This is a genomic window from Rhizobium sp. SYY.PMSO (assembly GCF_046840415.1).
GTDB lineage: Bacteria > Pseudomonadota > Alphaproteobacteria > Rhizobiales > Rhizobiaceae > Rhizobium.
Map to the genome: position 1 here is coordinate 1349839 of NZ_CP177351.1, position 17561 is coordinate 1367399.

16 protein-coding genes are annotated in these 17561 nt (G+C 60.3%); 12 read left to right on the forward strand and 4 right to left on the reverse strand.

What is annotated here, in order from left to right; all coding sequences use genetic code 11:
* Window positions 1-125: 125 nt before the first annotated feature.
* The 4 genes from ACJJVH_RS32915 (at window position 126) to ACJJVH_RS32930 (ending at window position 6379) form a co-directional block, all read left to right on the forward strand.
* Window positions 126-599 (forward strand): VOC family protein, encoded by a 474-nt coding sequence (locus ACJJVH_RS32915; protein ID WP_112794724.1) that lies wholly within the window; start codon window positions 126-128, stop codon window positions 597-599.
* Between the two features lie 600 nt (window positions 600-1199).
* Window positions 1200-2321 carry an efflux RND transporter periplasmic adaptor subunit gene (locus tag ACJJVH_RS32920; RefSeq protein ID WP_412066540.1) on the forward strand — a complete coding sequence of 374 codons (1122 nt, stop codon included), beginning with the start codon at window positions 1200-1202 and terminating at the stop codon, window positions 2319-2321.
* A gap of 9 nt (window positions 2322-2330) precedes the next feature.
* Window positions 2331-5405, forward strand: a complete 3075-nt coding sequence (locus tag ACJJVH_RS32925) for an efflux RND transporter permease subunit (protein ID WP_112794721.1) — start codon at window positions 2331-2333, stop codon at window positions 5403-5405.
* Window positions 5406-5593: 188 nt separating this feature from the next.
* Entirely contained in the window at window positions 5594-6379 is a 786-nt protein-coding gene (locus ACJJVH_RS32930) for a class I SAM-dependent methyltransferase (protein ID WP_412066541.1), read from the forward strand.
* Between the two features lie 47 nt (window positions 6380-6426).
* Here the strand turns inward: ACJJVH_RS32930 and ACJJVH_RS32935 are convergent, their stop codons facing one another.
* The gene (locus tag ACJJVH_RS32935) at window positions 6427-7065 is read right to left on the reverse strand and encodes a glutathione S-transferase family protein (protein ID WP_412066542.1); all 639 of its coding nucleotides are present in this window, start codon (window positions 7063-7065) and stop codon (window positions 6427-6429) included.
* 216 nt (window positions 7066-7281) lie between these two features.
* Window positions 7282-7662, reverse strand: coding sequence for a hypothetical protein (locus ACJJVH_RS32940; protein WP_412066543.1), 381 nt, complete (start codon window positions 7660-7662; stop codon window positions 7282-7284).
* Between the two features lie 645 nt (window positions 7663-8307).
* Here ACJJVH_RS32940 and ACJJVH_RS32945 point away from each other — a divergent pair.
* Complete coding sequence (locus ACJJVH_RS32945; RefSeq protein ID WP_412066544.1) at window positions 8308-9060, forward strand: Crp/Fnr family transcriptional regulator; 753 nt, start codon at window positions 8308-8310, stop codon at window positions 9058-9060.
* 108 nt (window positions 9061-9168) lie between these two features.
* On the opposite strand, the gene ACJJVH_RS32950 is transcribed toward ACJJVH_RS32945, so the two are convergent.
* The gene (locus ACJJVH_RS32950; protein WP_113404627.1) at window positions 9169-10071 is read right to left on the reverse strand and encodes a LysR family transcriptional regulator; all 903 of its coding nucleotides are present in this window, start codon (window positions 10069-10071) and stop codon (window positions 9169-9171) included.
* 84 nt (window positions 10072-10155) lie between these two features.
* Here ACJJVH_RS32950 and ACJJVH_RS32955 point away from each other — a divergent pair, with 84 nt between their 5' ends.
* The 7 genes from ACJJVH_RS32955 to ACJJVH_RS32985 all read left to right on the forward strand — a co-directional run bounded on the left by ACJJVH_RS32955 (window position 10156) and on the right by ACJJVH_RS32985 (window position 16569).
* On the forward strand, window positions 10156-10590 hold the full coding sequence (locus ACJJVH_RS32955) for a PACE efflux transporter (RefSeq protein WP_412066545.1): 435 nt from the start codon (window positions 10156-10158) through the stop codon (window positions 10588-10590).
* A 435-nt stretch (window positions 10591-11025) separates the two neighbouring features.
* Window positions 11026-12333 carry a sn-glycerol-3-phosphate ABC transporter substrate-binding protein UgpB gene (gene ugpB, locus ACJJVH_RS32960; protein ID WP_112794717.1) on the forward strand — a complete coding sequence of 436 codons (1308 nt, stop codon included), beginning with the start codon at window positions 11026-11028 and terminating at the stop codon, window positions 12331-12333.
* A gap of 60 nt (window positions 12334-12393) precedes the next feature.
* Complete coding sequence (gene ugpA, locus ACJJVH_RS32965; protein ID WP_412066546.1) at window positions 12394-13275, forward strand: sn-glycerol-3-phosphate ABC transporter permease UgpA; 882 nt, start codon at window positions 12394-12396, stop codon at window positions 13273-13275.
* A gap of 9 nt (window positions 13276-13284) precedes the next feature.
* Entirely contained in the window at window positions 13285-14133 is an 849-nt protein-coding gene (gene ugpE, locus ACJJVH_RS32970) for a sn-glycerol-3-phosphate ABC transporter permease UgpE (protein WP_113384659.1), read from the forward strand.
* Window positions 14133-15185, forward strand: coding sequence for a sn-glycerol-3-phosphate import ATP-binding protein UgpC (locus ACJJVH_RS32975; protein ID WP_112794715.1), 1053 nt, complete (start codon window positions 14133-14135; stop codon window positions 15183-15185). Before ugpE ends, ACJJVH_RS32975 begins: the two co-directional genes overlap by 1 nt.
* Window positions 15186-15343: 158 nt before the next feature.
* Entirely contained in the window at window positions 15344-16111 is a 768-nt protein-coding gene (locus ACJJVH_RS32980; RefSeq protein WP_412066547.1) for an SDR family NAD(P)-dependent oxidoreductase, read from the forward strand.
* A gap of 191 nt (window positions 16112-16302) precedes the next feature.
* Window positions 16303-16569, forward strand: a complete 267-nt coding sequence (locus tag ACJJVH_RS32985; RefSeq protein WP_113384661.1) for a GCG_CRPN prefix-to-repeats domain-containing protein — start codon at window positions 16303-16305, stop codon at window positions 16567-16569.
* Window positions 16570-16687: 118 nt separating this feature from the next.
* Here ACJJVH_RS32985 and ACJJVH_RS32990 read toward each other — a convergent pair whose 3' ends face one another.
* On the reverse strand, window positions 16688-17524 hold the full coding sequence (locus ACJJVH_RS32990; protein ID WP_412066548.1) for a universal stress protein: 837 nt from the start codon (window positions 17522-17524) through the stop codon (window positions 16688-16690).
* Window positions 17525-17561: the final 37 nt, after the last annotated feature.

Here is a 17561-nt window from a genome sequence, read left to right on the forward strand (position 1 = left end):
ATATCCGGTCGAGCCGCTTGCCATGATGCCTAATCGGGCAAACGGCTTTTGCATGGGGTGGACAAAGCCCTTTGCCGCCTATCTCAGATGGTAGACGGGAAACGGAGAGCGAAAGGAGCCGAGCAATGGCAAAGAATACGATCTGCCTCTGGTACGACAAGGATGCCGAAGCGGCCGCCAATTTCTATGTCGAAACCTTTCCGGAAAGCGCGATGGGTGCCGTCATCCGCGCGCCTGGAAACTATCCGGAAGGCAAGCAGGGAGACGTCCTGGTTGTCGAATTCACCGTTGCGGGCATCCCTTGCGTCGGCCTGAACGGCGGCCCCGCATTCAAGCACAACGAAGCCTTCTCCTTTCAGATCTCCACCGAAAGCCAGGAAGAGACCGACCGCTACTGGAACGCCATTGTCGGCAATGGCGGCCAGGAAAGCGAGTGCGGCTGGTGCAAGGACCGGTGGGGCGTATCCTGGCAGATCACGCCGCGAATCCTGATGGAGGCGCTCGTAAGCGGTGGGGACGAGGCGAAGCGTGCTTTCGACGCGATGATGACGATGAAGAAGATCGACGTCGCCGCGATCGAGGCGGCGCGGCGCGGCTGAGACGCCATCGTTGCGCCGAACGGCGTCGGGATCTCGAAAATCGTAGAAACCCCGGATCGCCGCCCGAGCGAGCGAGCGAGGAGGTCGTGTGCCGTCCCGTCGAAAGCCGGGCGATGAAGAACTGCGCGTTGACGAAGTGGCGCATGCCATGATCGCGCCAATTTAGGGTGACAATCGTCCCGGTACTATTGTTGCCTTGATTCAGGATTCTATTAAGGATGACTCGGGCATGGCAAATCTGCTATCTTCGGTCGGATCTTGCAGTTCCTGCTTATCAGAAGTAGAGGCGCGCCAATGATGTTTGACTGGTCCGGTTTGTAGAAGATGACCGCCTTGGACGCCGCCAGGCCCATTCATGGCGAAGTCAATGCCGCTTTCGGCAAGCGGCAAGCATTGTTCCATAACGAGCTTCCGTCCGAAAACGCCGCTCCGACAATCCTTATCCCGATCGATTTGCGTGCAGGCTTTGGTTGCAGGCACCATGATGCTTGCGACTGCGTCGACGCCAAGCCGTTCCCATGATATCCGCTGAATCCGGCGTCATCAGAATTTGTAACGACCTGTTCCCGAAGAGTAGAGTTACCAGTCATGATAAAACGCATGATCATCATGCTGATCGTCATAGGCCTGATCCTGGGCGGGATTTTCGGCTTTCAGGCATTCAAGAACCGCATGATCGCGGCCTACCTGGCTAACCTCAAGGCACCACCGCAGACCGTCTCGACAACGACCGCCGCGACAAGTCCGTGGCAGACGACATTGCAATCCATCGGCAGCTTCAACGCCGTCGAGGGCGCCGATCTTTCCGCGCAGGTCCAGGGGATCGTCCAGAAGATCGGCTTTCAGGATGGTCAGGACGTCAAGAAGGGCGATCTCATCGTGCAGTTGCTCGCCGATCAGCAGATCGCGACGCTGCAACAATACCAGGCATCGGCGACGAATGCGCAGATCGCTTACGAACGCGATTCCAGGCTGATCAAGGCGAATACCATTGCCCAGAGCCAGGTCGACAGCGATCTGGCCGCATGGAAGGCGGCGCAGGCGCAGGTCTCCTCGCAGCAGGCCTTGATCGATCAATATTCGATCCGCGCGCCTTTCGATGGCCATCTCGGTATCAAGCTGGTCAGCCTTGGCCAATATCTGGCGGCCGGAACCGCGGTCGTCACCCTGCAGTCGCTCGATCCGATACAGTTCGATTTCTCGCTGCCGCAGCAAGCCCTTTCGGAACTGAAAGTGGGCCAGGCGGTGACGGCAACCGTCGATGCCTACGGAAACCAGACCTTCGACGGCAAGATCTCGGCGATCAGTCCGCTCGTCGATAGCCAAAGCCGCAACATCACCATCAGGGCGACCTTCGCCAATCCCGAGCGCAAGCTCCTGCCGGGCATGTTCGGCAATGTCGCCGTCGTGGTCGGCGAGCCGAAAGACTATATCGCCCTGCCGCAAACCGCCGTCACCATCAATCCCTACGGCAATGTCGTCTATGTGATAACCGACAAGGGCAGCGGACCGGACGGAAAGCCGCAGCTCGTCGCGAACCAGAAGTTTGTCACGACCGGAGCGGCGCGTGGCGACCAGATCGCCGTGACGAAGGGGTTGAACGTCGGCGAGGTGGTGGTGACGTCGGGGCAGCTGAAACTGAACAACGGCTCCCCCGTGATCATCAACAATGACGTGCAGCCGTCGGACGATCCCAACGCAAATCCGGCCAATCCCAACTGAGGTGTGGCGATGAACATCACCGACATCTTCATCCGGCGCCCCGTTCTTGCCCTGGTGGTCAGCGCATTGATCGTCGTCATCGGCTACCAGTCGTTCCGCACGCTGACGGTGCGCCAGTATCCGCAGACCCAAAATGCCGTCGTCACCGTGACGACCACCTATCCGGGCGCAGCGCCCGACGTTATCGCCGGCTTCATCACGACGCCGCTGGAAAACGCCATCGCCCAGGCCAACGGCATCGACTACATGACGTCGTCGAGCACCAGCGGCACGTCGACGATCACGGTCAACCTGCGCCTCAACTATAATGCCGACGCGGCAATGACCGAGATCAATGCTAAGGTATCATCCGTTCTCAATCAACTGCCGACGGGGACGCAGCAGCCCATCATGTCCGTGTCTGTCGGCCAGGCGATCGATGCGATGTATATCGGCTTTCGCAGCGATGTTCTGGCCAGCAACCAGATCACCGATTATCTGACGCGCGTGGTCCAGCCCAAATTGCAGGCCGTCACCGGTGTTCAGACGGCCGAAATCCTCGGCGGCAGGACGTTTGCATTGAGAGCCTGGCTGAAACCCGACAAGCTTGCCGCCTACGGATTGACCGCCGGCGACGTGTGGACGGCGCTCGGCAACAACAACTACATTTCCGGCATCGGCACGACACGCGGCCAGATGACCCAGACGGTTCTGACGGCGCGGACCGATCTGCATTCGGCCGATGAGTTCAAGGAACTGGCGGTCAAACAGATCGGCAGCGCGATCGTTCGTTTGAAGGACGTCGCCACCGTTGCGCTCGGCTCGCAGAACAATGACGTGCAGGTCGGGTTCGATGCGCAGACCGGCGTCTTCATCGGCATCCAGATCGCGCCGACGGCCAATCTTCTCGATGTGATCGCCGGCGTGCGTGCGGTATTTCCGGATATCCAGGCGCAGCTGCCGCAGGGGCTCGAAGGCTATATCGTCTACGATTCCAGCACCTTCGTCACGACGTCGATCGACGAGGTGGTGAAGAGCCTGGTCGAGGCTCTGGCGATCGTCATTTTCGTGGTGTTCGCATTTCTCGGCTCGCCACGTTCGGTCGCCATCCCCATCGTAGCCATACCGCTGTCGCTGGTCGGCACGTTCGCGATGATGCTGATCCTCGGCTTTTCCATCAATCTTCTCACCCTGCTCGCCTTGGTGCTGGCGATCGGCCTCGTGGTCGACGATGCGATCATCGTGGTCGAAAACGTCAATCGTCACATCGAGGAAGGCTCACCCCCGATGCAAGCCGCCCTGGCGGCCGCGCATGAACTGGTCGGGCCGATCCTCGCCATGACGGTGGTGCTCATCGCCGTCTATGTTCCGATCGGTTTCCAGGGCGGCCTGACCGGCGCCCTGTTCACGGAATTTGCCTTTACGCTGGTCGGCGCCGTGACCGTTTCCATGATCATCGCGCTGACGCTGACGCCGATGATGTGCTCGCGTATCCTGAAGCCGCATCTGACCGATCGCAGCGGCTGGGAGGAGCGTATCTCGGATTTCATCGACCGCCGCTTCTCGGAAATCCATCGACCCTATGTCCGCATGCTGCACGGCAGTCTGAACACCGTGCCGGTGACGCTGGTGTTCGCCGCAATCGTCCTCGGCAGCATCTATTTCCTCTATGCCAGCGCCAAGAACGAACTGGCCCCCAATGAGGACCAGGGCTTTCTCGCCGCGCAGGTGACGAACGCTCCCAACGCGACGCTCGAGCAAAAGCTGCTCAACTCCGATCAGGTCACCAAGACCTTCCGCAGCTTCCCGGAAACCGACAAGACCCTGCAGGTCGAGGCGCCGGGTACGTCGTTCGAGGGCATGGTGTTGAAGCCATGGAACGAGCGCACGAGAACGGCAAACGATATTCAGCCGTTGGTCCAGGCCGATCTGGCGAGGATCGCCGGCGGGCAGGCGGTGGTCTTCCAGATGCCGCCGTTGCCCGGTGCCAGCGGCTTGCCGGTGCAGTTCGCCATAGGCAGCACCGGCGGGTTCGACCAGCTCAACGAAGTATCCAGCACCTTCCTGCAGGAGGCGCAGAAATCCGGCGAGTTCATCTTCCTGACGAAGGATTTGTACGTCGACAATCCGCAATATTCGATAGAGATCGACCGCAGCAAAGCATCGACGCTCGGCCTGTCCATGAACAATGTCGGTTCGGCGCTCGCCGCCATGCTCGGCGGCGGTTACGTCAATTACTTCAGTATCGACAACCGTTCCTACCAGGTCATACCGCAGGCGGAGCAGCGATCGCGCCAGACGATCGACCAGATCATGAACTATCCGATCGCAAGTGTGAACGGCTCGAAGATTCCGCTTTCGGCGATCGCCACGGCAAAGCTCGAGGCGACCCCGCGCTCGGTCGCGCATTTCCAGCAATTGAACTCCGCCACCATCTCCGGAGTGCCGGCGCCCGGCGTTGCGGTCGGCGACGCTCTGGACACTCTGAAATCGATCGCCGCCCGCACGCTGCCGCAGGGCTATACGGTCGACTACGGCGGTCAGTCGCGCCAGTTCGTGCAGGAATCGAGCGGCATGGCCACCACTTTCGCGCTCGCCTTGATCATCGTCTTCCTGGCGCTGTCGGCACAGTTCAACAGCTTCCGCGATCCGCTGATCATTCTCGTGTCCGTGCCGATGTCGATTGCGGGCGCCCTTGCCTTCATCAGCCTCGGGGTCGGCGGCGCGACGATGAACATCTATACGCAGGTCGGCCTGGTGACGCTGATGGGGCTGATCAGCAAGCACGGCATCCTGATCGTCGAAGTGGCGAACACGCTGCAGGCGGCGGGAAAAACCAAGCGCGAGGCGATCGAGGGCGCATGCGGCATCCGCTTGCGCCCGATCCTGATGACGACCGGCGCCATGGTTCTGGGCGTCGTCCCGCTGATCCTGGCGACGGGCGCAGGCGCGGCGGCCCGTTTCAACATGGGTCTGGTGATCGCCACCGGGCTTGCCATCGGGACGTTGTTCACGCTCTTTGTCGTGCCTGCCGTCTACATGCTGCTTGCGGCGGATCATCACAAGCAGGCGGCGTCCGAGGCGGAGCCGGCACCGGCACATTGATCGGAGCCTATTTCGAGGGCGCTCCGCCGGGCAGGCAGAGAAGCCGACGCCGAATGACGGGAGCACCCCCGCCGTGGATGGCGCGATCGGCCGGCGCTCCGGCTGTTGTCGTCCCGGCATCTGTCTTCCCATCCTGTTTCTCCGCCTCTATAGCTTTTCGTTCGATAATGTCAGGCGGGAGAATGGTCATGGATGCGAGCGACGTCGCGGCTCACTGGGAGAGCAACGCCGAAACCTGGACGATCTATAGCCGAGCGGGCTATGACAAATACCGCGATGCCCTGAACACGCCCGCCTTTCTCGAAATGCTGCCGCCGGTCGCCGGATTGGAAGGGCTCGACCTCGGCTGCGGCGAAGGCACCAACACCCGCGCCGTTGCGCGCCTCGGCGCGCGCATGACCGGGCTCGATATCGCTCCGACTTTCGTCCGCCACGCGCGAGAAATGGAAGCGCGGGAGCCGCTCGGCATCGACTATGTCCTCGGAGATGGGCAGTCCATCGATTTTCCCGACGCCAGTTTCGACTTTGTCACCGCCTTCATGTCGCTGATGGACATGGCGGACCAGCAAAGCGTGCTGAAGGGCATAGAGCGCGTTCTTCGCCCTCGGGGCTTCCTGCAGTTTTCCATTCTGCATCCCTGCTTCGTGCCGCCGACGCGCAAGAACATACGCAACGAGGCCGGCGAAGCCGTCGCGGTTCAAATTGCCGACTATTTCGACGAAACCGACGGCCGGATCGAGCGCTGGCTGTTTTCGGCCATTCCGGCCGAGGAACGTGCAGGACTGACGCCGTTCTCCATCCCGCGTTTCCACAGGACGCTCACCAGCTGGGTAAGCATGATCGTTGGTGCCGGTCTTGCCATCGAGGCATTCGGCGAGCCGATGGCAACCAGCGAGATGGCCCTTACCGAGCCGGTGGTCGCCGATACCCGCATCGCCCCGATCTTTTTGCATGTCAGGGCCCGCAAGCCCTGACATGCAATATCGGCCGCCATTGCATCCCGTTGAGACCGGTGCGGCTGTCATTCGGCCGATGCGGCAACGAAAACCGCCAACTGAGCGTCGAAAGCGCGTTTGTATGCGGGCCGGGCTTCGCCGCGCGCGACATAGGCGGAAAGATTCCGATATTCGTTCAATATCCCGGATGCTTTCAGCCGAAGCAGCACCGATACCATCAGGAGGTCGCCGGCGCTGAATGCTTCATCCAGCCACTCGGCATCGCCAAGACGATTGGAAAGTTCGTCCAGCCGCGTGCGGATGCGCCCCTCGACAAGCGGCAGCCGCTGCTCGTACCAGCTCTCGCCGCCCTCTGTGAGCTTGGCGATTGCGAGATCGACGATCGGCTGCTCCACCGTGGTAAGCGCGGCAAACATCCATGTGATCGCGCGCGCACGGCCATTCGCATCGTCCGGCAAAAGGCCTGCATGCCGCTCCGCAATATGAAGCACGATCGCACCCGACTCGAACAGGGCGAGATTGCCTTCTTCATAAGTCGGAATCTGCCCGAAGGGATGAAGTGCCAGATGCGCGGGCTCTTTCATGGCCTTGAACGAAAGGAGACGTACGTCGTAAGGCTGCCCCACCTCTTCGAGAGCCCAGCGAACGCGCATGTCGCGCGCCAGTCCCCTGCCGCGATCGGGCGACCGTTCAAAGGCAGTCATGGTAATCGTCTTTGTCGTTCTCCATAGCTGGTCTGCCTTGAAGACGACCGGCGAAACGAGATTCCGACATGCCCGCCTTGATAATTCCTCCGATCGGGAATGGTCCGCCCGCCTGGTAAACGTATCGACCGCGGGTCGATCGTTCGGGCGCACCGGCCGCAACTTCCGTTGCGGCCGGTGCGCGATCCGTCTGCATCTATCAGGCAAGACGAAAGTCTAGTGCCGCCCGTGGTCGTGCCCGTGGCCATGTTCTCCATGGTGTGCGGGAGTAGAGGGCGGGTCCACGCCGACATTGCCGGGGTCAAAAGGATACATGGACGAGGAGGAAACGGACGTCAGGACCGCGTCGGCCCGATTGATATCTCCCAGGCATCGACCTTCCTGGCCGTTGTCATGCGCGCTCAGCGCAGCCGAATACAACCCCATGGCTTCGCTTTTCTGCTGACCGTCCGGCGTATCGCGCAACTCTGTTCTGGTCGACCGCAGGTCTCCTGCGCAGGTCGACGCGGCGAAGCTGGGGACAGACGAGACCGCGAGAGCGGCAAAGGCCGTTCCCAGAATGGCGAACACGATCGTCGATTTGGATGTCTTGAACATTTCAATCTCCATCAGGAGCGATTGCCGGTTCTTCCGAACAGGCATGATCGAGAGTTTCCGAAAGCGTGGCTGCCTTTACGAGCAACCGCATGGTTCAGTCTGAGCCGCTTCGTGCCGCGCCGATATAATCTCAATCAAGACGATCGAGACTTTCTGGCACACCAAGCTCACAGGAGAGGCTTGCCGTTGATCCTCTTATCGGCCCTGATGGCGATCATCCTTGGTCGCGGGAATCATGATGTCGTCGCGGCGTGTCGCTGCGGTTGACACCGCTCGCTGCCGCTTACTCCTTGTTCCCGATACGAAATTTCATCCGCATATGCCGGCGATACCATCCTGTGCGAGCATCCGCTTCTCGCTCACGTCGACCTGCTTTACGCTCTGCTGCAAGGCAGCGTATCAATCGTTCTCGACGACCCATCACAACTGTTTCACCAAGAAGTGCATGGCTCGTGATATCGGCTGCAACAGGTCATAAATCTCCTAATAGCTTGTAAGTCTTATGAAAGCTTTCAAATCACGGTTGAATGTTCAACTCGTCCGCCGCCAATCATTAAGTTGAGTTAATTTTGAGAACACTTCTACCGGATATACTATTTCCTGCGAGGGGTAGCGTATCGATCTCGAACATTGAAGGCATCTCTCATGCCATACGATCTATCCGCGCCTGTGTATAAACCCGGCTCTTCTTTCCTATCCGCCGACCTGCGCATACATCGCTCCGCCCTGCATATCGCTCGTCTGCTCAGAGATACGGGCGCCCTGGATACCTTTGCGGTCCACAGACGTATCTTCACGAAAGGATCCGATCTCATTCATGAGAATCGACAGTGTCAGAATGCATATCTGCTCACTGCCGGCTGGGCATGTTCCTACATGCTCCTGCGCGATGGAACGCGACAGATCATCAACTTCCATGTGCCGGGCGATCTCATCGGTATTCGCAGGCTCCTCATCCCCGATGCCGATGACAATCTTTGCGCCATCACATCCATCGAAGTCCGGGAGATAGATATCGAAGGCCTGCTTGCGGCGCTTCGCGGCAACAACTGCCTTGCCATGTCCGTCCTTTGGTCTGCATTTCGGGACGAGGCTATCGTCAGCCAGCACCTGGTTGGCATCGGCCGGCGCCGACCCGTCAACAGGGCGGCCCACTTCTTCCTCGAACTCGGCTCCAGATTGAGCCTTGTGGGACTGGGAACGAAAACAGGCTATCAATGTCCCCTGACCCAGTCGCTGATTGCCGATGCGCTGGGTTTGACGGCCGTTCACTTCAACCGCGTTCTCAGGCAGCTGCGCGAATTGAATGCCATGACGTTTCATGACGGATGGGTGCAATACCTCGACGGCGAGAAGCTGGAGCATCTGGCTGATTTCGACTCGTCGTATCTGCAATAGCCAATCCGCGGGAACGACGGCCGGCGGCCGTCACATGAATTCGGCGGCGCGGAGAAGCGGCCGGGCAAAATCGGAACGCCGGTCAGGAGCCTTGTAAACGTCGCGGCCTCACGTTTCCTCGTGCTTGCGATAGTCGATCCCGTTTCTGGCGAATTGTTCGCGAAGCCATTTCGCGGCCGGGCCGGCCGGGCGTTGTTTGTGCCATATGAGCTCGAGCGCGACCGGGTGGGCGCCCTCGTCGAATTGAAGTACCGGCATCGCCAGTCTGGAAGCCAGCGGCGAGTTTTCGAGAATATGGGCGGGGATCAGCGCCCACCCGATCCCCTGCTGCAGAATCTGCAGGATGACCCAATGGCTTTCGACCCACCACACTTCGGCGGCAACGCGCAGGCGATGGGTCTCCGTGCCGTCGCTTCGCTTTGTCACCATGATCTGTCGGTGACGCTTGAGCTCCTCCCAGGTGACGGCGGACTGCGCCAGCGGATGGTCGCGACCGCAGACCAGAACGAGGGGAACCCAGCCAATGGTGTGAAAACCCAGCGTCGGCGGCAGATCTTCCTGCCGCCACATCACGCCGAGATCGGCCTTCCCGCCGAGAACCAGCCCGACGACATCCCTGGTCGGCGGAAACAGCAGCTCCAGCTCGACATGCGGAAACCGCTCGGCAAAGGCGGCAAACAGCACGCCGCTGGAAGGTTCGGGGTATAATTCATCGATCGCGACGGCGAGCCGCGTCTCCACATGCTCCTCGAAGCTTCTCGCAATGCCGATCAGATGCTCGCGGCGGTCGAGAAGCAGCCGGGCCTCCGGCAGCAATCGTCTGCCGGCTTCGGTCAATGTCGGATTTCTGGTGGCTCTGCTGAAGAGCTTGACGCCCAAATCGTCCTCCAGCGTCGAGACGAGCAGACTGACCGCCGACTGCGCTTTGCGCAAATGCCGCGCGGCCGCCGAAAAGGAGCCCGCTTCGACGGCGGTAACGAAAGCCTCCAGCTGATCGAGCGAAACGTCCATCTATCCGAAATCCAGATACTATCTAACTTTACCTATGACAAATATCGGATAGAACGGCAACCGACAACAACAGAGGACAAGAAAATGCGTACCTTCAAGGACCGCGTCCGGCATGCGGTCATGTTCGAGCTCATCGGTCTGGCGGTCTTTACACCGGGCGCCGCCTTGCTGTTCGATCAGCCCATTGAACACATGGGGATTGTCGGCATCATCTCCGCCACGGCGGCAACGATATGGAATTTCCTTTTCAACATCGGATTCGACAAGGCGATGCTGCACGGCAGGGGCAGCCTGCAGAAGACCATACCCATTCGCATTGCCCATACCGCCTTGTTCGAGGCGGGCCTGATCGTCATGCTCATTCCATTTGTCGCCTGGTATCTTGGGATCAGCCTGATGGCCGCGCTGGCAATGGATGTCGCGATCGTCGGATTTTACCTGGTATATGCTTTCGTCTTCAACATCGCACATGACCGTGCGTTTCCGATCGGGCGCAAGCCGCTGCCGCGCGCATCCTGAATTTCGAAGCGGGAGCGCCCCGGCCGTCGGGCCTGCGTGAGCCGAACGGCGCATGCAAAGCCCTGCCCCTGCGCGCTTCCGCCTTCCTGAAGCGACCGAACTGCCGGTCGCTTCGGGCATCGCATGCCCCCCCCGCGGACGGGGCGCGGCATCGCGCGGTTCCAGCTGGCCGCCATCTTCAGTTTCCCCCTTCCCCATCTCCTTCCTTTTCCTGCATGACCGGCGCTCCGGAAAAATAGCTGGCTCATAAAATTTCGCCAACGTCTGGACAGATGTGCAACAGGCGCTACAGTACATTGAACGCGCTTGCAAAGTGAGCGTTGCACGCATGCGAAACATTGGAGAATGCCTGTGCCGGACCAGAGGAGAGTCCAGGGCAGGAGAAAACGAAGCAAAACGGCATTTTATGTCAATGAATTCAACAGGGGAGGAGACATGTCCATTCGAGCTTTTGCAATCCACCTGGCGGCGGCGACCGTATCGATCGCAGGCGCCACGCACGCGTTTGCAGCGACCGAGCTGCAATGGTGGCATGCCATGGCCGGCGCCAACAACGAGGTCGTCGAGCAGCTTGCGAAGGAATTCAACGAGAGCCAGAAGGACTACAAGATCGTGCCGGTCTTCAAGGGTTCCTATCCGGAAGCCCTGAACGCCGGCATCGCCGCCTTCCGCGCCAAGCAGGCACCCGCGATCCTTCAGGTGTTCGACGCCGGCAGCGGCGTGATGATGGGGGCGGAAGGGGCGATCATGCCGGCGGCCGACGTGTTGAAGAAGGGTGGCTACACCTTCGACAAATCGGAATATCTGGCCGGCATCGTGTCATATTATTCCAAGCCGGACGGTACGATGCTGTCCTTCCCCTACAACTCGTCCTCGCCGATCCTTTACTACAACAAGGACAGCTTCAAGAAAGCCGGCCTGGACCCGGAAAATCCGCCGAAGACCTGGCCGGAAGTCTTCGATGCGGCCAAGAAGATCAAGGCAAGCGGCGCAGCGCCCTGCGGCTTCACCTCGACCTGGCTGACATGGATCCAGACGGAAAACCTTGCCGCGTGGAATAACGTCGCTTACGGCACGAACGAAAACGGCCTCGGCGGCACGGACGTCAAGCTCGAATTCAACTCTCCCCTCTTCGTCCAGCACTTCCAGTCGATTGCCGATCTCGCCAAGGACGGCACCTTCCGCTACGGCGGGCGCACGTCGGAAGCCAAGCAGCTGTTCACGTCAGGCGAATGCGCGATCCTGACGGAATCGTCCGGCGGTCTCGGCGACATCATCAAGGCCGGCATCAATTACGGCATCGGCCAGCTTCCTTATTATGAGGGACACGGGCCGCAGAACACGATACCCGGCGGCGCAAGCCTCTGGGTTTTCGCCGGCAAGACCGATGCGGAATACAAGGGCGTGGCCGAGTTCTTCCACTTCCTCTCGCAGACCAAGATCCAGGCCCGCCTGCATCAGGTCTCGGGCTACATGCCGGTGACGATGGCCGCTTACGAGGAAACCAAGAAATCCGGTTTCTACGACAAGAATCCCGGCCGGGAAACGCCGATCCTGCAGATGATGGGCAAGGCCCCGACCGAAAACTCCAAAGGTGTCCGGCTCGTCAACCTGCCGCAGGTGCGCGACATCATGAACGAGGAGTTCGAGGCGATGCTTGCCGGTAAGCAGGACGCCAAGACCGCGCTCGACAAGGCCGTCGAACGCGGCAACGCCGCGATCCAGCAAGCCATCGGCAACTGAACCGGCAGAGCGCCCGCGGCTTGGCTGCGGGCGCATCCTGCATGGTCAATGGAGGTCGCCTTGCAGCGCGTCGTCTTTCCCAACAAGATCCTTCCCTATATCCTGCTCGCCCCGCAGATCGTGCTTACGATCGTGTTCTTCTTCTGGCCGGCGAGCCAGGCACTCTACCAATCGACCCAGCGCGAGGACCCGTTCGGCCTGAAGAGCGGCTTCGTCGGTCTTTCGAACTTCAAGGCCATCCTGTCGGAGGAGACCTATCTCCACTCCCTGCAGGTCACGGTGATTTTCAGTCTGTTGACGGCGGCGCTGTCGATGATCGTCGCGCTTGGGCTTGCCGCGGCGGCCGACAAGGTCGTGCGGGGACAGCGCTTTTACCGGACACTTCTCATCTGGCCCTATGCCATTGCCCCGGCGGTTGCCGGCATGCTCTTCCTTTTCATGTTCAATCCCGCGATGGGGACCTTTGCCTACCTGCTTCGGCGCAACGGGTTCGCATGGGACCCGCTGCTGAACGGCAACCAGGCGATGGCCCTGATCGTAGTGGCGGCAGCCTGGAAGCAGGTCAGCTACAATTTCCTGTTTTTCGTCGCGGGCCTGCAGTCCATTCCGAAGTCGCTGATCGAAGCCGCCTCGATCGACGGCGCCCGCGGCAATCGGCGTTTCTGGACGATCGTCTTTCCGCTGCTGGCGCCGACGACCTTCTTCCTGCTCGTCGTCAACACCGTCTACGCCTTCTTCGACACGTTCGGCATCATCCATGCCGTGACCGGCGGCGGCCCGGCAAAGGCGACCGAAACCCTTGTCTACAAGGTTTACAACGACGGCTTCGTCAATCTCAATCTCGGTTCCTCGGCGGCGCAATCCGTGATCCTGATGGTCATCGTCATCGCGCTGACCGCTTTCCAGTTCCGCTTCGTCGAGCGGCGCGTGCATTATGCGTGAGGGCGGCAGATGATAGAACAGCGCCCCATCGCCAACCTCCTCGGCCACCTGATGCTCGTCCTCGGCATCATCGTCGTGGCATTTCCGATCTACTATACCTTCGTCGCATCGACCCTGACGACCGCCGACATCCTGCGTCCGCCGATCTCGCTGCTGCCGGGCAACCAGTTCCTCGCGAACTATGGAGACGCTCTCTCCGGCGGTGTCGAGCGCGTGGTCGGCGTCAGCCTCGAACGCATGCTCTGGAATACGTTCGTAGTCGCAGTCGTCATTGCCGTCGGCAAGATAGCCATCTCGTTCCTCTCGGCCTTTGCCATCGTCTTCTTCCGGTTTCCGCTGCGCATGGTCTTCTTCTGGATGATCTTCGTCACGCTGATGTTGCCGGTCGAGGTGCGCATTCTTCCGACCTACAAGGTCGTCGTCGATCTCGGCATGATCGACACCTATGCCGGGCTGACGCTTCCGCTGATGGCGTCGGCAACGGCAACCTTCCTCTTCCGGCAATTCTTCCTGACGATCCCCGGAGAGCTGGTGGAGGCGGCGCGCATCGACAATGCCGGCCCCTTCCGCTTCATGCGCGATATCCTTCTGCCGTTGTCGCGCACCAACATAGCCGCCCTCTTCGTCATTCTCTTCATCTATGGCTGGACGCAATATCTGTGGCCGCTGCTCGTCACCAACGATGCACGCATGACGACGATCATCATCGGATTGAAGAAGATGGTGGATTTCGCGGATGCGGCCACCCCCTGGAACTTCGTCATGGTGACGGCAATCCTCGCAATCATTCCCCCTATTGTCGTCGTCGTGCTGATGCAGCGCTGGTTCGTCAAAGGCCTCGTGGAGACGGAGAAGTAATGAGCAAGATCAGCTTGAAAGATGTGCGCAAGACCTACGGCGGCAGCATCGAGGTCATCAAGGGCGTCTCGCTCGATATCGACGACGGCGAACTCGTCGTGCTCGTCGGCCCTTCCGGCTGCGGCAAGTCCACGCTCCTGCGCATGATCGCGGGCCTCGAAGCCATCACCTCGGGCGAAATCACCATCGGCGACCGTGTCGTCAATCGCCTGGAGCCCTCCGAACGCGATATCGCCATGGTTTTCCAGAACTATGCGCTTTATCCGCACATGACCGTGCGCCAGAATCTGGCCTACGGCCTGAAGAACCGGAACGTCCCCAAGGCCGAGATAGACCAGCGCATCCAATCCGCGGCACGATCGCTGGAAATCGATCCCTATCTCGATCGCAAGCCGCGCCAGCTCTCCGGCGGCCAGCGCCAGCGCGTGGCCATGGGACGCGCCATCGTGCGCGAACCGTCTGCCTTCCTGTTCGACGAGCCGCTGTCCAACCTCGATGCGAAATTGCGGGTGCAGATGCGCGTCGAAATCAAGCGGCTACAGCGCTCGCTGGCAACGACCAGCGTCTATGTCACGCATGACCAGATGGAGGCGATGACGCTGGCCGACAAGCTGGTGGTCCTCAACGGCGGCCGGATCGAACAGATGGGCAGCCCCATCGATCTTTATGAAAAGCCCGCAACGACCTTTGTGGCCTCGTTCATCGGCTCGCCGTCGATGAACCTGATCAAGGCGGGCGAAGAATCGGGCATCACCATGCCGCCGAATATCAAGACTTCCGGAAGCGCGATGACGATCGGAATACGGCCGGAGGACCTTCATCTCGCCGATGAGGATCAGGCCGGCTCATTCGGCGCGAAGGTCCGGGTTCAGGCTGTCGAACTGGTGGGAGCCGAAAGCTATGTCTATGGGACATTGGCTGACGGCCAGACCATCGTCTTCCGCGTTGCCGGCCGCTCGAATATCGCGCTCGACCGAGAGTGCCACGTTCGGGCCGATCCCGACAAGCTGCATCTGTTCTCGGCGGACGGCAAACGGCTCGACCCGGCCTGATTTGCGATCCGCCGCATCGATGTTTTGGCGGGTCCGCGGGAATCCCGTCCGTCGGGAATTCGGCACCATGCCATTGATTGTTCTTGCTTCGAGGAAAAACCAAGCGCATTTTCCGTGATGGTTTTGGCCGGCGGACAGCGGCAAATTGGGGGGAGCGGATGACGGACAGACTGAAGGGCAAGATTGCCATCGTTTCAGGCGGCGCCACCGGAATGGGTGGAGCGGCGTCTCGCCTGTTCGCGGCGGAAGGTGCGAAAGTCGCGATCGTCGATCGCAACGGCGATGCGGCGGCGGAGACCGTGCGTGCTATTCGCGACGCCGGCGGCATTGCCGACCACTGGGTTGCCGACGTTTCGGACGAAGCCGCCGTCAATGCGGCGGTCAAAGGCATCGAAGACCGCTTTGGCGCCGTGACCGTGCTCTTCAATCATGCCGGCACCATTGTCATCAAGCCGTTTCTCGAAACGACGCTTGCGGAATGGGAGTGGCTGCACGGCGTCAACGTGCGCTCCATGTTCCTGATGACCAGAGCCGTGCTGCCGGGCATGATCGCAGCCGGCGGCGGCTCCATCGTCTGCACCTCTTCGATCTCCGCGGTCGCGGCAACGCCGATGGAGGTGCTCTACGATACGACGAAGGGGGCGGTGCACATGTTTGCCCGTGCCATCGCCGTCGAATTCCGTGACCGTAATATCCGTTGCAATGCCGTATGCCCCGGCTTCATCCGCACGCCGCACGGATTGCGCGAGGTGGCCGAACTGCAGGCTCTCGGCGTCGACGTCTCGGATGCGGCGATCGCCGCGCAGCAGGGCCGGATCGGCGAGCCCGAGGATGTGGCGCGTGCCGCACTCTATCTTGCTTCCGACGAATCCAATTTCATCAACGGTGTCCATCTCTTCGTCGATAACGGTTTTACCGCCATCTGATCGGGACCTTGCCGGGCTGCAAGCCTGGATCGCGATCCCGCCTCACGAGCGTCGTTCCGGATTGATCGGCGCGGCGGTAAAAAAATTCAAGGAGAGCATGGCTTAAATCGCCATGTTAGGCGTTTAGTGCATATCCGGCATATGAATATTGTGCTGGAAGACTCTGAAAGAGAAAGAAAGAGCAGGATATCATGAGAAAGCTTCTTATCATCGCTCTGACATCAGCCGCAGCGTTCGCATCCGCTATTCCCGCCGCCCAGGCGGCCCAGGGATGCGGTCCCGGCTTCCATCGCGGCCCTTATGGCGCCTGTCGTCCGAACCGCCCGCCCGCTCGCGCCGTCGTCGTCGTTCCGGGCGGCCCGAGAATGGGCGTCTTCTACCATGGCCGAGGCTATTGGGATGGACATCGCTACTGGATGCACCGCGAACGCTGGCACGATGGCTGGCGCTATCACTGAGAATTGACGGCGGCGGAGCCGAACATGTCCGGCTCCGCTCTCCTCCCTCCGTAAAGCAATCGATCACCCCGTCGATAGATCGTCCGGGCGCCCGCCGACACGCTTTCCTGGAGTTGCTCTATCGGGACATCAATATAGGCAGTTTGGCATGCTGGAGCATGGCATGACTGACCCCGCCGAAAATTCTCTCGCGCATTCGGGAGTGACCGTAACATCCCATGACCATCAACTCCGCATCGATATCGGTGGCGTGCTGCTGCAAGAGATCGTTTATGGAGCGAGCACCGCTTGCGATGATATCGACCGTCACACTGATTCCGTGACGCGCGAGGTAAGCCGCGATGTCGGCGCCGGGTTCCTCGCCCTGGAGTCCCGACTGAGCGACCGGATCGACCATGGTGACATGCACATGCTCCGCCGATTTGAGAACATCGATGACCTGATGAACGACGCGGCCGGCTTCCTGGCTGGAATCCCAGGCGACCAGCACTCTCTTCGGCGGCCAGGCAAGGGAACTGCCTTTCGGCACGATGAGCGCCGGCGTCGGGGAGTGAAACAGCGCTCCATCGACAATAAATGCCTTAAGACGCGCATCCGACGCAATCTCACCGCCGATCAGCGTGATATCCGCATATAAAGCACGCTGACCAAGCAGATCAGGCGCCCACGGAAAATCACAGAAGAATTCCTCCACCTCGTGCGATATGCCGGCGGCGGCGAGCTCGGTTTTGACGGACGCAACCTTTTCGCCAAGTTTTGCCAATTCACGCTCTCGCTCATCGACCCAGATGCTGGCCGAAGCATCTCCATAACCGCTGTAGGGAGGCATGGCGCCGAAGCCGATGACGAGCAGCACAAGATGCCCGTTGATCGCTTCGCAAAATGAAACGGCAGCACGCAAGTCTTCGTGTCCATGCCTGGACGACATGACACTTAAAACGGTCTTGTAAGCCATTGATGCGATCTCCTTGTCGCCGATGATCTGCGGCACA

What these genes read in the sequence shown, in the direction of transcription:
- ACJJVH_RS32930 (WP_412066541.1), top strand. Translation starts at nt 5,594, where the DNA reads ATGGATGCGAGCGACGTCGCGGCTCACTGGGAGAGCAACGCCGAAACC.
- ACJJVH_RS32980 (WP_412066547.1), top strand. Translation starts at nt 15,344, where the DNA reads ATGACGGACAGACTGAAGGGCAAGATTGCCATCGTTTCAGGCGGCGCC.
- ACJJVH_RS32985 (WP_113384661.1), top strand. Translation starts at nt 16,303, where the DNA reads ATGAGAAAGCTTCTTATCATCGCTCTGACATCAGCCGCAGCGTTCGCA.
- ACJJVH_RS32975 (WP_112794715.1), top strand. Translation starts at nt 14,133, where the DNA reads ATGAGCAAGATCAGCTTGAAAGATGTGCGCAAGACCTACGGCGGCAGC.
- ACJJVH_RS32945 (WP_412066544.1), top strand. Translation starts at nt 8,308, where the DNA reads ATGCCATACGATCTATCCGCGCCTGTGTATAAACCCGGCTCTTCTTTC.
- ugpB (WP_112794717.1), top strand. Translation starts at nt 11,026, where the DNA reads ATGTCCATTCGAGCTTTTGCAATCCACCTGGCGGCGGCGACCGTATCG.
- ACJJVH_RS32955 (WP_412066545.1), top strand. Translation starts at nt 10,156, where the DNA reads ATGCGTACCTTCAAGGACCGCGTCCGGCATGCGGTCATGTTCGAGCTC.
- ACJJVH_RS32935 (WP_412066542.1), bottom strand. Translation starts at nt 7,065, where the DNA reads ATGACTGCCTTTGAACGGTCGCCCGATCGCGGCAGGGGACTGGCGCGC.
- ACJJVH_RS32920 (WP_412066540.1), top strand. Translation starts at nt 1,200, where the DNA reads ATGATCATCATGCTGATCGTCATAGGCCTGATCCTGGGCGGGATTTTC.
- ACJJVH_RS32915 (WP_112794724.1), top strand. Translation starts at nt 126, where the DNA reads ATGGCAAAGAATACGATCTGCCTCTGGTACGACAAGGATGCCGAAGCG.
- ACJJVH_RS32990 (WP_412066548.1), bottom strand. Translation starts at nt 17,524, where the DNA reads ATGGCTTACAAGACCGTTTTAAGTGTCATGTCGTCCAGGCATGGACAC.
- ACJJVH_RS32950 (WP_113404627.1), bottom strand. Translation starts at nt 10,071, where the DNA reads ATGGACGTTTCGCTCGATCAGCTGGAGGCTTTCGTTACCGCCGTCGAA.
- ACJJVH_RS32940 (WP_412066543.1), bottom strand. Translation starts at nt 7,662, where the DNA reads ATGTTCAAGACATCCAAATCGACGATCGTGTTCGCCATTCTGGGAACG.
- ACJJVH_RS32925 (WP_112794721.1), top strand. Translation starts at nt 2,331, where the DNA reads ATGAACATCACCGACATCTTCATCCGGCGCCCCGTTCTTGCCCTGGTG.
- ugpE (WP_113384659.1), top strand. Translation starts at nt 13,285, where the DNA reads ATGATAGAACAGCGCCCCATCGCCAACCTCCTCGGCCACCTGATGCTC.